Below are 13,493 nucleotides of genomic sequence, written 5' to 3'. Positions count from 1 at the left end.
AGGAGGTCGTCCGCGCCTTCGGTGTCGGAAACCGCCGACAACCTCCTGCATGCGCTCCAGCCCCGGCCGAGCGGTGCCGCCTGGTCAGTGCAGGCCGGTCAGGACCAGCGGGTCGGGGCCAGCGGGTTAAGGCCAGCGGGTCAGTGCCGGCCGGAGGTGGACCGCGGTGGTGCCGGGCGGGGCGCGCCACCCGGTCCCGGGCCGGGCCCCGGCGTCGCGCCGGAGGGACCGCCGCCGGCCGGGCCGCCCCGGCCACCGAGCTCCCCCGGGAGAACCGCTCGGGGGTCCCCGACCGAATCCACGACCTGTCGGGCCAGGTCATGGACGCGACGGCCCATCCCTCGCGCCGTGCGGCGCAACCGCTCGAACGCCTCCCGCGGCCGGATCTGATGGCGTTCCGCCAGCACACCGATGGCCTGTTCGACGATCACCCGGGACGCCAGGGCGTGCTCGAGCTGGACGACGGACAGCCGCAGCTGCTCGATCTCGCCAAGGTCACGTTCTGCCCGGCGCGGGCGGCCGGGCGGTGCGAGGTCCTCGGCCAGCAGGTCGGCGAGAACCATCGCGGAGAGAAGGTCACCGACCGGGCGGATCTCCGCTCCCGGACCTTCCACGACCCAGCCGGCGGGCGTCCGCCGCAGCCGCATGTCCGCGGTGGAACGTCGCGAGACGGCCGGAGCCGGCCTGGCTGCGCCGGTCACCTGGGCGCCGGTCCCCGCCGGGCCGGTGCCGGTCGCGGGCGGCGGTGTCGGTCGCGGCGGCCCGGCCCGGCCGGGTGGTCCGGGGCGAACCGCCCGCGCGAGGGCCTGGGGCGTCGGCACCCGGCCCGGTGGCCGCGGGGGAGTCGGGGGGGCCGCAGCCGGCTCCGCCCTTTCCCCGATGCCCGGCGTGGCGCTCCTGGGCGGCCGGGACGGGCCGGCCGGCGGCGGGGACTCCGCGGCAGCACCGTGTGCCACCGGCCCGCTCGCCGGCCTCTCGCCGCCCGCCGGCCGCTCATCGCGGGTCGGTCCCCCGTTGCCTGGTGACGCCTCGCCGCCTCGCGACCCTTCGTCGCTGCTGCGTGGCGTGTCCGTGCTCGGGGAGGTGTCAGAGTCGGGTGACGCGTCACCGTGCCGTGAGTCACCCCCGCCCGGGATGGGGGCGGCGCCCGGCGACAGGGCCGCGGGAGTCGATCGCTGCTCGCCGCCCGGCGTCGGGCCGGGCTGGGCCGGCGTCTCCTCCCGAGTCGCGGTCTGCTCACGTGCCGCACGTGCCGCCGGGGCCGGGCGCTCCTCGTCCGTTGCGCCGACCGCGCCACCCTCGCCGACCGCGCCACCCCCGCCCACCGAGGCCTGACCGGCAGAGCCGCCGGCCTCCCGTGAACGATCGCCGGGCCGCGGGCCGTTGGGCGAGACGGCCGGCGGGGGCGGCGCGGGGATGTCGCCCGTGGCCGCGAGGGCGTCCGCGATGGCCCGGACCAGGGCCAGCGTGTCCGCGGACACGCTCACCTCACCGTGGTCCAGGCCGACGAGGAAGCCGAGTAGTCGGCCGTCCGTGGGGATCACCGGCATCGCGAGATAGCTGTGCACCCCCAGTTGGCGATGCTCGGCCGTGTCGGCCGCGGGATGCCCCGGACCGACTCCGGCCGCCGCCGCGGGCGCACCGTCGATCATGCGGGCGATGACGCTGTCCGCCCGGGGATAGTGGGTTCCCTCGCCGAGATCGGCGAAGGTTCCGGTCACACGGAGATAGCTCGCAGTCGTCGCAGATACCACGACGAAACAGGCTGTCTCCATCCGGTCCAGGGCGCGAACGGCCCGCAGCGCGGCATCGACGGTGCTCCACGCCTGTTCTGAAGGTGCTGACGACACAGGCCGAACTCTCCCACAAACTTCACGGGCAGTGACGGACACCGTCCCACGAGCCGGCCGCGTGTGCGGTGGGAAGGTAAGAACTCCCGGGATGTCGTTGCTCTACGTATCCGTTATGCGGCAGAAGTGACCTTCTCGGTGACCTGGCGGACGCTCGGGTTCGTCATCACAGTGCCATCGGGAAAGAGCACGGTCGGTACGGTCGCGTTCCCGTTGTTCGCATCGCGGACAAGTTGCTCTGCTGTCGGGTCGTTCTCGATATCAACGGTCTTGTACTCCAGCCCGGCGCGGTCGAGTTGGCTCTTCAGCCGAACGCAGTAGCCGCACCAGGAAGTCGTGTAGATCGTGAGCACGAAAGGGCCTCCAAGCCACTGGGACGCAACGGTTGGTTCAACAGCGTCGTGCCTGCGACGCTTCCCGGCACGGGTGGGGACTACCGTGTCGGGGGATGTCCGGATCGCCTGCCCCCGCCGCGCGGGCCGCCTCCACCGGGGCCTCCCCGGCGTCACCGGCCGCCCCGGCCGCCGCGGACCTGCTCGCCGGGCTCGATCCCGAGCAGCGGGCCGCGGCCGACGCCCCCCTGGGACCGGTCTGCATCCTCGCCGGTGCCGGTACGGGCAAGACACGCACCATCACGCACAGAATCGCCCACATGGTCGTGGACCGGGGGGTTGGCTCCGGTCAGATCCTCGCCGTGAGCTTCACGACCAGGGCGGCGGGGGAGTTGCGCGGCCGGCTGCGGGCCATGGGTGTCCCCGGCGTGCAGGCGCGTACGTTCCATTCGGCGGCGCTGCGGCAGTTGCAGCACTTCTGGCCGGCCGTGGCCGGCGGACCGCTGCCCCGGCCCGAGTCCAGCAAGATCCCCAACATGGCGCGCGCCGCGGGGCGCCTGCGGCTGAGCCCGGACCGCGCCGAGCTGCGGGACCTGACCGCCGAGGTCGAGTGGGCCAAGGCCAGCCTCGTCGCGCCCGCCGACTACGCCCGGATGGCGGCGGCCGGCGGCCGGGAGACCGCCACCCCGGCGCCGACCGTCGCCCGGCTCTACGCCGCGTACGAGGAGGTCAAGCGGGAGGCCGGCGTCGTCGACATGGAGGATCTGCTGCTGCTCACCGCGGCCATGATCGAGGAACACGACTGGGTCGCCACCGAGGTCCGGTCCCGCTACCGCCACCTCGTCGTCGACGAGTACCAGGACGTCAACGCGTTGCAGCAGCGCGTGCTCGAGGCCTGGCTCGGCGATCGCGACAGCCTCTGCGTCGTCGGTGACCCGCACCAGACCATCTACTCGTTCGCCGGCGCCTCGCCCCGCTACCTGCTCGACTTCCCGCGCCGCCATCCGGACGCGGCGGTCGTCCGACTCGTGCGCGACTACCGGTCGACCCCGCAGGTCGTCGGGCTGGCGAACCGGCTCGTCCAGGCCGCGCCCGGCACGAGGCTCGTCGCCGCGGCGCCCGACGGCCCGCCGCCGGTCTGGCTGGAGTGCGACAGCGAGGCGGACGAGGCCGCCGCCGTCGCCAGTCGCATCCGCACGCTGATCGCCCGCGGGACGCCGGCCAGCCGCATCGCCGTGCTGTACCGGATCAACGCCCAGTCCGAGGCCTACGAGGCCGCGATCGGCGCGGCGGGCATCGCCTACCTCGTCCGCGGCGGCGAGAAGTTCTTCGCCCGGACCGAGGTGGTCGCGGCGCTGCGGCTGCTGCGGGCCGCCCTGCGCTCGGCCGACACCGACCGGCCCGCCGGGCTCGCCGACACCGTCGCGGACGTGCTCGGCGCACTGCACTGGCGGGCGGACCGGCCGTCGGCCGGCTCCGGCGCGGAGCGGGAGCAGTGGGAGAACCTCGCCGCCCTGCACCGCCTCGCCGCCGACCTCGCCGCCCGAGCCCCGCAGGCCGGCCTCGCCGAGTTCGTCGCCGAGCTCGGCGATCGCGTCACCCACGAACACCAGCCCACCGTGGAGGGGGTGACGCTGTCCACGCTGCACGCCGCGAAGGGCCTGGAATGGGACGCGGTGTTCCTCGTGGGGCTGACCGACGGCACGCTGCCGCTCGTTCACGCGAAGACCGCCGAGCAGATCGCCGAGGAACGCCGCCTGCTCTACGTGGGCGTGACGCGGGCCCGGACCCACCTCGTCCTGTCCTGGGCGTTGGCCCGCGCGGACGGACGGCGCTCGCGGCGGCCGTCCCGCTTCCTCGACGATCTGCGCCCGGTGCGCCGCGGCCTCGGCCCGGCCGCGGGCGGGCGGGGCGGCCCCGGCGGTGGAGCGGGGTCTGGCGGCACCGGGGGGTCTGGCGGTGCGGCGGGGCGTCGGCGGGCGGGGGAGGAGAGCGGCGCCGACGGCGGGGGGTCGGGCCGGGGGCGATCGGCGGTGCGCTGCCGGGTCTGCGGGCGGGCCCTGACCGGCGCCCAGGCCAGGATCGGGCGCTGCGACGGCTGCCCCGGCGACGTCGACGCCGGGCTGTACGAGCGGCTGCGGGCTTGGCGGGCGGCCACCGCGCGCGAGCTGCACATGCCCGTCTTCGTGGTCCTTACCGACGCGACTCTGCAGGCGATCGCCGAATGCCGGCCGAGCTCGGTCGCGGAGCTTGTCCGGATCCCCGGGATCGGCCAGGCCAAGCTCGACCGCTACGGCCAGGCGGTGCTCGGCCTCGTCGCCGGGCGCACCCCGCCGGCGCCGTCCGCCCGCGAGCCTTCGTGACTGCGGGTGTCCGACACGCGACACAGAAAATACGTTGAGGATCGCGGGCCGACCTTCTACCGTTACCCACGACGCCCGACGCAGGCCCGGAATCGGCTGCGCCCCAGGGCTTCCCGAGAAGGAGGTGATCTCGCCGTGCTGAACATTGTGATGGACCAAGCTGGCACCGAGATCGCCCGTCCCCGGGGATATCGGCCCGGCCCGTCGGCCATGGGTGCGGTCGTCCTCGTGGCGGCCGCCGTCGAGGCGTCCGTCGTTCTCGGCAAAGCCGCCCTCGGCAGCCCTGCCCTTGGCGCTTCCTTGATGGCGGATGTCCGTGTGCTGGCGGCTTGCCGTCGCACCGAGGCCCAGGGGACGGGTGCGCCCGCCGCCGGAGTCTCGGGCACGGTGCTCGGCCTGGTCACGTCCACCGCGATCGTCGAGGGTCCGGCCGGCGAGCCGACGCGTCGGTTCGCCGTGTCCGGGAACCCGCGCTCCGCCGTGGCCCAGGCGGCCCAGCACGCAGACCGTCACCTCATCTCGGGATCCGCTCGCGATCCGCTCCCGGACTAGCTCCGCGGAGCCGACGCCGAGGCCGCGATCCCCATGGGGATCGCGGCCTTTGTCGTTTCGCTCCTTCTATCCGCTCGAAGACCTACCCGTGTCGGAGGTGACACCGGTGTTCGATCACTCGATCGTCTCCCGGATCGAGCGGGATCGGCTCGTCCTGCCCTGCTGGGACGTCGATCCTGAGATGTTCTTCGCTGAGTCCCCGGCGGATGTGGAGACCGCCAAGGCGGTCTGCCGTACCTGCCCGGTCCGGGTGGCGTGCCTGGCCGCGGCCCTCGACCGGGCCGAGCCGTGGGGGGTGTGGGGTGGCGAGCTGGTCGTGACCGGCACCGTCGTGCCCCGCAAGCGGCCCCGCGGTCGGCCGCGCAAGGTCCGCCCGGAGGAGGTCGCGGCCTGACGGCCGCGGCGGGCGGGACACCGGTTCGTCGGCGTCCCGCCCGCCGCCGTTGGCCGTGGATTTCTTTCGGCGCTCCGGTCGGCACCGGTACTGTTCCGGCGTGCCCAGCAGCGAGCGTGTCTATCCGATGTCGACCGGAACGGGAACGGCGCCGGGCGTGGCGCCGCAACCGGTCGGGTCCGACGACCTGTCCCTCGCCGTCGCCGCCCTCACCAGCCCCGCACTGGCCGAGATCGTGGATCTCACCGCCTGGGTGGACGCCGGCTGGCTCTACGTGGCCAACGCCGGCGGCTCGGCCCGGCTGCCGGTGAGCGATCCGGACGGCCCCTGGGAGGTCCGCTTCGGGCGGCATCCGCTGGCCAGCCAGGACCCGATGCACGGGGTGCCCCTGGCCGCGGCGCTGGCGGATCCGTCACCGCCGAACGAACGCGACGCCTACCCCTTCGCCGGCCGCCGGCTGCTGTCCGCGTTCGGGGACGCCACCCGCTCGCCCGACCTGATCGTCGTGCACACCCCGCGGCACTACTGGCCCGAACGCGGCGGGCACCTCGGCGAGCACGGTTCGCTCAACGCCGGCCAGTCCCGTGCCCCGCTGGTGCTGTCCGGCCCCGGCGTGCGCGGCCGGGGGCTGCGGCCCGGTGCGGCGCGGATCATCGACGTCGCGCCCACCCTCGCCGCGCTGGCCGGCGTCACCCTGCCGGGCGCCGAGGGGACGGCGCTGACCGAGCTCGCCGGTCCGGGCGCGCGCCACGTCGTCGGCCTGCTGTGGGACGGCGCGAACTGCAACGACCTGCTGCACCTCGCCCAGACCGGTGCCCTGCCGAACGTCGCCCGCCTGCTGGCCGAGGGGACCGCGCTGACCGGCGGAGCGATCGCCGAGTTTCCCAGCGTGACGCTGACCAACCACACCTCCGCGCTGACCGGGGTCGGGCCCGGTCGCCACGGGATCCTGCACAACGTCTACTTCGACCGGGCCACCGGCCGCCAGGTGATCGTCAACGACGTGAAGACCTGGCACGCCGCCTGCGAGCAGCTCCGCGACGGCGTCGAGACGCTCTTCGAGGCCGTCGCCCGCCAGCGCCCCGGCGCGGTCAGTGCCTGCGTGAACGAGCCCGTCGACCGGGGCGCGCACTACTCGACGTTCGGCCTGGTCCGGGCGGCCGGCAACGCCGGTGGCGCCGGTGACATGGGCGACTACCTGCCGGCGGCCGAGGGCGACCCGCACGCCAGCGCGCGCTGGGTCCAGCAGAGCGCCGACTACGCCTGGTCCACCCGGGTGGACGCACTGGGCCTCGCCCAGGTCGTCCAGCTCTGGGCGCCGGGCACGACCCCACCCGACGTCATGTGGTGGAACACCACGGTCACCGACACGGGCCATCACGGCGGCGGCCCCTACTCGGACCAGTCCCGCGCCGCGCTGCGGGACGCGGACGCCCGCCTCGGCAGCTTCCTCGATCTGCTCGCCGAGCGCGGCCTGCTGGCCGAGACCGCGATCCTGTTGACCGCCGACCACGGCTCGGAGGCGGCGGACCCGGCCTGCCGCGGCGACTGGGGTGACGCCCTGCGCGCCGCCGGGGTTCGGTTCCGCGACGAGGGCTACGGCTTTCTCTACCTCGGCGAGTCCGTCCTCGACGGTCTCAGCCTGGACGACTCGGCCGTCGGGGTCGCCTCCTCCTGACGGGACCCGCGCGCAGGACCGCGATGCCTGGGCCCCTCCGGGCGGGTACCGGGCTGGGATCTGGTGACCGTGGTAGTGGCCGAGGGCTGCGTCGGAGGAGTCGCAGTCGCGGTCAGTCCTCGGCGGTGATCGGGTCGGAGGGCGTGTCCTCCCGGGAAGTCTGGCGCGGGGGAGCCGCCCGTGCCCGGCCCGCGGCGCGTCGGGGGCCGGGGGCCGCGGGTGCGGCTGGGGGGTCGGTCGTGGGGGTGACGGCGGTCCTGGCGGTGCGCCGTGATGACCGCGCGGGCCGGCTCGTCTCGGCGGGTTCGGCCTGCGTGGGTACCGCGTCTGTGGCGGGAGCGGGCTGGGGCGCCGGATCACCGGCAGGCTTCCTGGCGCGCGTGGCCGCCGGAGCGCGTCGCGGCGCGCTGCGGTTCGTCGCCGTCTCGCCGGTCGACCGGTCAGGTCGTTGATCGGCCGGTGCCCCTGTGGCTCGCTCCGGCTGTGCGCTCGGCTCCGGCTGTGCGCTCGGCTCCGGCGTGGTCGTCCGCGCGGGCTTGGCGGCTCGCGCCGGCTTCGAGGTCCTGGTGGCCTTGGTGGTCCGGCGGGTACGGCCGGCGGTCGGGGCTCCGGGCAGCACGACCGGGCCGGGCATCGGCCGGATGACCCCGGCCTCGTCCCTGACCGCCAGGACGGGCAGCGGACGATCCGGGCGGTTGGCCTCCTCGGCGGCCAGGGCGGCCGCGGAACCGGGCTCGGCGAATCCCGGCTGCCAGCGCTCCATCTCGGCGCGGAAGTGGCCGGTGCTGCCGAGCTGGCAGAGGATCCCGATCGCGCCGAGGGTGACCCGATGGATGAGCAGGTACGACGGCGGGAGGTTGAGCTGGCGGCCGAGCTGCGCCGCGGCGGAGCGCCAGTCGCTCAGGCGCGCCGCCTCCTTGCGCAGCCAGGCGCGGGAGAAGGTGAACTCCTCCTCGGCGATCGGCTCGAGCATCGGCGCGAGGTAGTCGAGCAGGTCGTCGGCGTCGATCTCGGCGGACGGCGGGATGAACCCCTCGTCGCGCAGGCCGGCGGCGACGGCCTGCGCGTCGCCGGCCAGGGTCTGGCGGGCCAGCCGGCCGATCGGCGCGGGCAGCCCGCCGGGCAGCCGGTTCACGGCACCGAAGTCCAACACGCCGAGCCGGCCGTCGGGCAGCAGGCGGAAGTTCCCCGGATGCGGATCGGCATGCAGCAGGCCGGCCCGTCCGGGACACGAGTAGAGGAACCGCACGAGCAGCAGGCCGGCGGCGTCGCGCTGCTCGGTGGAGCCGTCGGCGATGATGGCGGACAGGGGAACCCCGTCGATCCACTCGCTGACGAGCACCCGGTCCGAACCGGCGAGCGGGCGCGGGACGACGATGTCCGGGTCGTCGGCGTAGGCCTGCGCGAAGGCCGACTGCCACGCCGCCTCCAGCCGGTAGTCGAGCTCCTCGGTGATCCTGGCCTTGAGCTCCTCGACCAACGGCTTGATATCCAGCCCCGGGGTCACCGCGCTGAACAGCCGGGCCGCCCGCCCGAGTTGGGTGAGGTCGGCGACCAGGGCTGGCCCGGCCCCCGGGTACTGGACCTTGACCGCGACGGGCCGGCCGTCCGACCAGACCGCCCGGTGGACCTGGCCGATGCTCGCCGCCGCGGCCGGCGCGTCGTCGAACTCGACGAACAACGACCGCCAGTCCGCCCCGAGCTCCTCGGCCAGGACGCGGTGGACCACGGAGGCCGGCAGCGGGGGCGCCGCCTCCTGGAGCTTGGTCAGCGCGGCCCGGTAGGGCGCGGCGACCTCGTCGGGCAGGGCCGCCTCGAACACGGACAGGGCCTGGCCGAGTTTCATCGCGCCGCCCTTGAGCTCCCCGAGGACGCGGAAGATCTGGGCGGCGGTGCGCTGCTGGAGTTCGGAGGCGACGACTTCCGCGGGACGGCCGCCGATCCGCTTGCCGACACCGAGCGTGGCTCGGCCGGCGATTCCGATCGGGAGGGTGGCCAGTTTGGCAGTGCGGACGACGGCCCGCCGTGGGATGTCGGACACCGCTCCATCGTGCCCTGTTCCGAGGCGTGGGGGGCGCGGACTGTGGGTAACGGTCGCGGCGATGTTGCCGCCGCCGAGCCCGGGCGCCACGGCCGGCGCGCGAGCCTGCGACCCTCGGATCTCAGGCATCCCCGTCGGCCCGCCCCACCATGGATCGGGCGGTGCGGCAGGGACAGTTGGGGTGCACCGGCCAGCTTCGCCGGCGGATGCGCCAGTCCGGCAGGGCGAGCTCCAGCGCCCCGTCCGCGGTTACCGGAAAGATCTTCAGAGAGGAGTCCGGTGTGTCGAACATCTCATCTTTGGTGCTTGCGATTGCGTGGAGCAAGTCCGGGTTGTCGGACTGGTGAACCCTCGGGCCCGGGTCGGGCGACGGTGGGACGGCGAGGTCCAGGAAGGCCAGCGCCTGCATCGCGGCGATGGCGGCGACAAGACTGGCGAGGGTGATCTCGCACGGGTCGTGGCCGGCCGTGCGCGGACGGACAAGCTGCATCGCCAGCATCGGCCACACCGGGTCGCGGGCGTGCCGATGCAGGTGCTGACAGTGCAGGCAGGCCGTCGCGGCCGGCACCACGAGCGGACCGACGATCCCCGTCGTCTCGCGCACCCCGGCCAGCAGATGAGCGGTCCCGCGGCGTTCGAGATCGAGGCAGGCGCCGGGCGCGACGGTCGGCGGGCCCACCGGGGCCAGCACGATCAGATCCGCCTCGAAGCCGTCGACCCCCGGTCCCTCCGCGTGCCCCGAGGGCGGCAGAGGCGTCGAGCCGGCCGGGCCGAGACCGGGGCGGCGATCGGCCTGCCGGCGCACCCGGGTCATCGCCGTCCCCGCGGCGAGGGCCCGGGGCCGGCCGATGTCCTCCAGGCGCAGCCCGCCGGGAGAGACGTCGGCGGCGGTCGTCACCGCGGCGTCGTCGACCACGACCCGGCCGATCCCGGCCGCGGCGAGCAGGGTCGAGATCTGTGCGCCGACCCGCCCGGCGCCCCGCACGAGCACCCGGGCGGCGCGGCGCGCGGCGAGCACCCGGCGGGGGCGGGCCGGATCGACGGAGCGGACCGACAGTGCCGCGAGGTCGGGCAGCAGGCGGTCGCGCTCGGCCGGAGGCAGCGGCGCCGCACCCGGGGGCGGTGCCGCGTCGTCGAGTAGACCGGCGCGACCGAGCAGGTCGAGCAGATCGCGGGCGGCCGCGCCGCCGTCGTGACGGAGCTGTTGCAGCGTGCGCCGGCCGTCGAGGGCCTCCAGCAGGGCCGCGTGCGGCGGGCCGAGGTCGGTGACGAGGACGGCACGAGCCGGGTCGATGCCGAGTTGCAGGGTGGAGCTGTTGTGCCAGAGCCGACGAAGGCCGGGCTTGAGGATCGGGCGCATGGATCCCCCGCAGGTCCGCCGGCGGCCGAAGCCACCGGACGCGGATCAGGACGACCGGCCGGCCGGCCGGTTGATCCCCACCGTGTCACGCGGGTCCGACAGAACGCGAGACCGCGCCGGCCGCTGTGGAGAGGCTGTGGACCACCCTGTGGATCGTGCCGGGTCCGATCTGCCGGGTCCGATCTGCCGGGTCCGGGCGTGCCTGGCCAAGGCCGGCGGGGCCCGGCCGGGACCGGCGTGCGTCAGTACCGCGACGGAGCGTACTGATCGGTCAGCTCGTGGTGCCGGGGTCCGAGTCGCCGGGGGTGTCCGGCTTGTCCGTGGGGCCGCCGGGGGACTTCCCGCCGCCCTCGGCGGGCGGCGTGTCGCGCAGCTTCTCGATCTCGCCGATCGGGTCGTCCAGGACGCTGGCCGACGCACCGGTGACGAAGCCGTCCGGGGTGGCCAGGTCGGCCGCCGTGGGCAGCAGGTCGGGATGAGCCCAGACCGCGTCGCGCCCCTCCCGCCCGCGGGCCTCGGCGAGCGCGGCCCACAGCGCGGCGGCCTCGCGCAGCTTGCGCGGGCGCAGGGAGAGCCCGACCAGCGTGGCGAAGGTCTGCTCACCGGGCCCGCCCTCGGCACGGCGGCGCCGGACCATCTCGCGCAGCCGGCCGGCGGCGGGCAGATGACCGGTGGCCGCGGCGTCGGTCACGTGGTCCACCCAGCCCTCGATGAGGGCGAGGATCAGCTCGAGGCGGGCCAGTGCCGCCTTCTGCTCGGGGGTGGTCGCGTCGTTGAACACGTCCTCGCCGAGCGCCTCGGCCAGCCGCTCCGGGTTCATCAGGGCGGTCGGGTCGACCATCCGCATCACCCGGCCGACGGCCTCGGTGTCCACCGCGATGCCCCGGGCGTACTCCTCGACCGCGCCGAGCACGTGGGCGCGCAGCCAGGGCACGTGCGCGAACAGCCGGGTGGAGGCGGCCTCCCGCAGCGCGAGGTAGATGCGCACCTCGTCCTCGGGGATCTCCAGACCGGACCCGAACGCGGCGACCCCTGCCGGGACCAGCGCGGCCGTCCCGGCCGGACCCAGGGGCAGGCCGACCTCGGTCGACGAGACGACCTCCGCGGCCAGGGTGCCGATCGCCTGGCCCACCTGGGCGCCGAAGAGCATGCCGCCGACCTGGTTCATCATCTGCATGATCGGTCCACCGGCGCCCATCAGGGCACCGAGATCGACTCCGGCCGGCAGGGCGTCGCGCAGCTCGCTGGGCAGCTCGATGCCACCCCCGCCGAGCTGGCTCAGCCCGCTGGAGATCCCCGTGCGCATCGCCTCGACGACCTTGGCCGCGATCGGGTCGCACAGCGTCTTCCAGACCGGCAGCGTCCTCTCGATCCACTCGACCCGCGACCAGGCGCCGGCGGTCGTCGCGCCGGCGGGCAGGGTCGTCAGCGGGTCGAGCCAGACGTCGGCGATCCGCAGTGCCTCGGCGACCATGTGCTGCTGCCCCATGGGGACGCTCGACTCGCCGTCGCCCAGGGAGCGCACCGCCACCTGCCGGGCCAGCTCCCAGTTGACCGGACCGCCCTGCCAGGACAGCAGCCGCTCCAGCTCGGCGAAGAACGGGGCGCCGCCGCCGAAGGGACCCCCGCCGCCGAAGGGGGACCTGGGCTCCTCGCCGCCGCCTCCGGAGGACGCGAAGCCGAACGGGAAGTCGCCACTCATCGGACGTGGCCTGATCGGGGAGCGGGACGTCGCACGCGCGGTTGGGGCATGAACCCACGGTAATGCGTTTTCTGCCCGCCGGGCGAAACGGAGGCCGCCACGGCCGGTTACGGTCGTGGACGTGGACTCGACGCGTTCTCCCGCACCCGTCCCACCGGCCGATGCCCCGGCGCGCGCGACCGTCGGGGCGGGTGGGCCGTCCCCGGCGTCGGGGGAGCCGGCCGCGGCCGCCGGCTCCGGTCCCGGCTCCGGCGCCGGCGCCGAGCTCGGGACCGCGGCTCCGGCCCGCGTCGTTCTCGCGGACATTCGTGACACCCCGTTGTCGGTGGACGAGTGCATGGCCGCCGTCCTGCTCCCGGACGTGGGCGGGATTGCGCTGTTCGTGGGCACCGTTCGCGACCATGACGGCGGTCGGGCGGTGACGGACCTCGCTTACGAGGCGCATCCGCGGGCCGCCGCCGAGATCGAGCGCGTCGCCGCCGAGGTGGCGGCCGGTGCGCCGGTGCGGGCGATCGCGGTGGCCCACCGCACGGGGCACCTACGGGTGGGTGAGACCGCGGTCGTGGTGGCCGTGGGAGCGGCCCACCGTGCGGAGGCATTTGCCGCCTGTCGTCGTCTGATCGATGACATCAAGGCACAGGTTCCGATTTGGAAACACCAGGTTTTTGAGGACGGCGCGGCTGAATGGGTAGGCGCCTGCTGAGCGGGGCACCTACGATAGAAATAAGTCATCTTCTTACTCGTCTCGACGTCGAGGCTCCCATGTGGTTCCTGTTGATCCCCCCTGTCGCCCTGCTCCTGACGGCCGTGTGGGTCGCCCTGCGCGGCCGGCCGGACCGCACCTCCGAAGCCATGATCACCATCGCGGGCTACCGGCGCAGCATGGCCGCGCTGGCCCGCCCGATCCCCGCCCAGTCCGCCACGCGGACCGGCGCCGACCTCGACGAATCCGGCTACCCCGAACCGCCACCGGACGATGACCCGCTCTCCCCGAACGGCCCGCTCTCCACGAACGACCTGGACGACCTAGCCAACATGGTCGGTCTGGGCGAGTTGGACGACCTCGGCGTCGCCACCGGTGCCCAGGTGTCGCCCTACGCCGACACGGTGCCCATCGACGTGTCGTCGCTGCGGCGCCAGGCCAGGGGTCGTCCGCCCGAGACACCCTGACCGTGCGTCGGACATCCGGCGTCCGGGGCTGAGGTCGACTGCCCCGGACGC

The 13,493-nt window shown here is 74.8% G+C and carries 11 protein-coding genes; 6 read left to right on the top strand and 5 right to left on the bottom strand.

Going from position 1 to position 13,493, the window contains the following annotated elements; all coding sequences use genetic code 11:
* Positions 1-140: 140 nt before the first annotated feature.
* Positions 141-1,721: a GAF and ANTAR domain-containing protein gene (locus tag FRAAL_RS35900; protein ID WP_308204196.1), complete on the bottom strand. Its 1,581-nt coding sequence runs from the start codon at positions 1,719-1,721 to the stop codon at positions 141-143.
* A 242-nt stretch (positions 1,722-1,963) separates the two neighbouring features.
* Positions 1,964-2,203 carry a mycoredoxin gene (locus FRAAL_RS26320; protein ID WP_011607091.1) on the bottom strand — a complete coding sequence of 80 codons (240 nt, stop codon included), beginning with the start codon at positions 2,201-2,203 and terminating at the stop codon, positions 1,964-1,966.
* A gap of 95 nt (positions 2,204-2,298) precedes the next feature.
* Here FRAAL_RS26320 and FRAAL_RS26315 point away from each other — a divergent pair, with 95 nt between their 5' ends.
* From FRAAL_RS26315 to FRAAL_RS26300, 4 genes are all read left to right on the top strand, one after another.
* Positions 2,299-4,545, top strand: a complete 2,247-nt coding sequence (locus tag FRAAL_RS26315; RefSeq protein WP_041939811.1) for an ATP-dependent DNA helicase UvrD2 — start codon at positions 2,299-2,301, stop codon at positions 4,543-4,545.
* A gap of 135 nt (positions 4,546-4,680) precedes the next feature.
* Entirely contained in the window at positions 4,681-5,097 is a 417-nt protein-coding gene (locus FRAAL_RS26310; RefSeq protein ID WP_157892228.1) for a glycerate kinase, read from the top strand.
* 106 nt (positions 5,098-5,203) lie between these two features.
* On the top strand, positions 5,204-5,491 hold the full coding sequence (locus tag FRAAL_RS26305; protein ID WP_173402707.1) for a WhiB family transcriptional regulator: 288 nt from the start codon (positions 5,204-5,206) through the stop codon (positions 5,489-5,491).
* A gap of 127 nt (positions 5,492-5,618) precedes the next feature.
* Positions 5,619-7,169, top strand: a complete 1,551-nt coding sequence (locus tag FRAAL_RS26300) for an alkaline phosphatase family protein (RefSeq protein ID WP_157892227.1) — start codon at positions 5,619-5,621, stop codon at positions 7,167-7,169.
* A 112-nt stretch (positions 7,170-7,281) separates the two neighbouring features.
* Here the strand turns inward: FRAAL_RS26300 and FRAAL_RS26295 are convergent, their stop codons facing one another.
* From FRAAL_RS26295 to FRAAL_RS26285, 3 genes are all read right to left on the bottom strand, one after another.
* Positions 7,282-9,210 (bottom strand): AarF/UbiB family protein, encoded by a 1,929-nt coding sequence (locus FRAAL_RS26295; RefSeq protein WP_041939810.1) that lies wholly within the window; start codon positions 9,208-9,210, stop codon positions 7,282-7,284.
* Positions 9,211-9,331: 121 nt separating this feature from the next.
* Positions 9,332-10,570 (bottom strand): ThiF family adenylyltransferase, encoded by a 1,239-nt coding sequence (locus FRAAL_RS26290; protein ID WP_011607085.1) that lies wholly within the window; start codon positions 10,568-10,570, stop codon positions 9,332-9,334.
* Positions 10,571-10,841: 271 nt separating this feature from the next.
* Positions 10,842-12,272: a zinc-dependent metalloprotease gene (locus tag FRAAL_RS26285; protein WP_011607084.1), complete on the bottom strand. Its 1,431-nt coding sequence runs from the start codon at positions 12,270-12,272 to the stop codon at positions 10,842-10,844.
* 304 nt (positions 12,273-12,576) lie between these two features.
* On the opposite strand from FRAAL_RS26285, the gene FRAAL_RS26280 reads away from it, so the two are divergent.
* Positions 12,577-12,975, top strand: coding sequence for a molybdenum cofactor biosynthesis protein MoaE (locus FRAAL_RS26280; RefSeq protein WP_231861751.1), 399 nt, complete (start codon positions 12,577-12,579; stop codon positions 12,973-12,975).
* A gap of 59 nt (positions 12,976-13,034) precedes the next feature.
* The gene (locus FRAAL_RS26275; protein ID WP_041939809.1) at positions 13,035-13,442 is read left to right on the top strand and encodes a hypothetical protein; all 408 of its coding nucleotides are present in this window, start codon (positions 13,035-13,037) and stop codon (positions 13,440-13,442) included.
* Positions 13,443-13,493 lie beyond the last annotated feature (51 nt).

Source organism: Frankia alni ACN14a, assembly GCF_000058485.1.
Classification (GTDB): Bacteria; Actinomycetota; Actinomycetes; order Frankiales; family Frankiaceae; genus Frankia; species Frankia alni.
The sequence above is the reverse complement of the archived record's forward strand: the minus strand, read 5'-3'. Positions and strand labels throughout refer to the sequence as shown.

Coding starts and splice junctions, on each gene's coding strand:
- FRAAL_RS26275 (WP_041939809.1), top strand. CDS start 13,035: ATGTGGTTCCTGTTGATCCCCCCTGTCGCCCTGCTCCTGACGGCCGTG.
- FRAAL_RS26285 (WP_011607084.1), bottom strand. CDS start 12,272: ATGAGTGGCGACTTCCCGTTCGGCTTCGCGTCCTCCGGAGGCGGCGGC.
- FRAAL_RS26290 (WP_011607085.1), bottom strand. CDS start 10,570: ATGCGCCCGATCCTCAAGCCCGGCCTTCGTCGGCTCTGGCACAACAGC.
- FRAAL_RS26300 (WP_157892227.1), top strand. CDS start 5,619: ATGTCGACCGGAACGGGAACGGCGCCGGGCGTGGCGCCGCAACCGGTC.
- FRAAL_RS26315 (WP_041939811.1), top strand. CDS start 2,299: ATGTCCGGATCGCCTGCCCCCGCCGCGCGGGCCGCCTCCACCGGGGCC.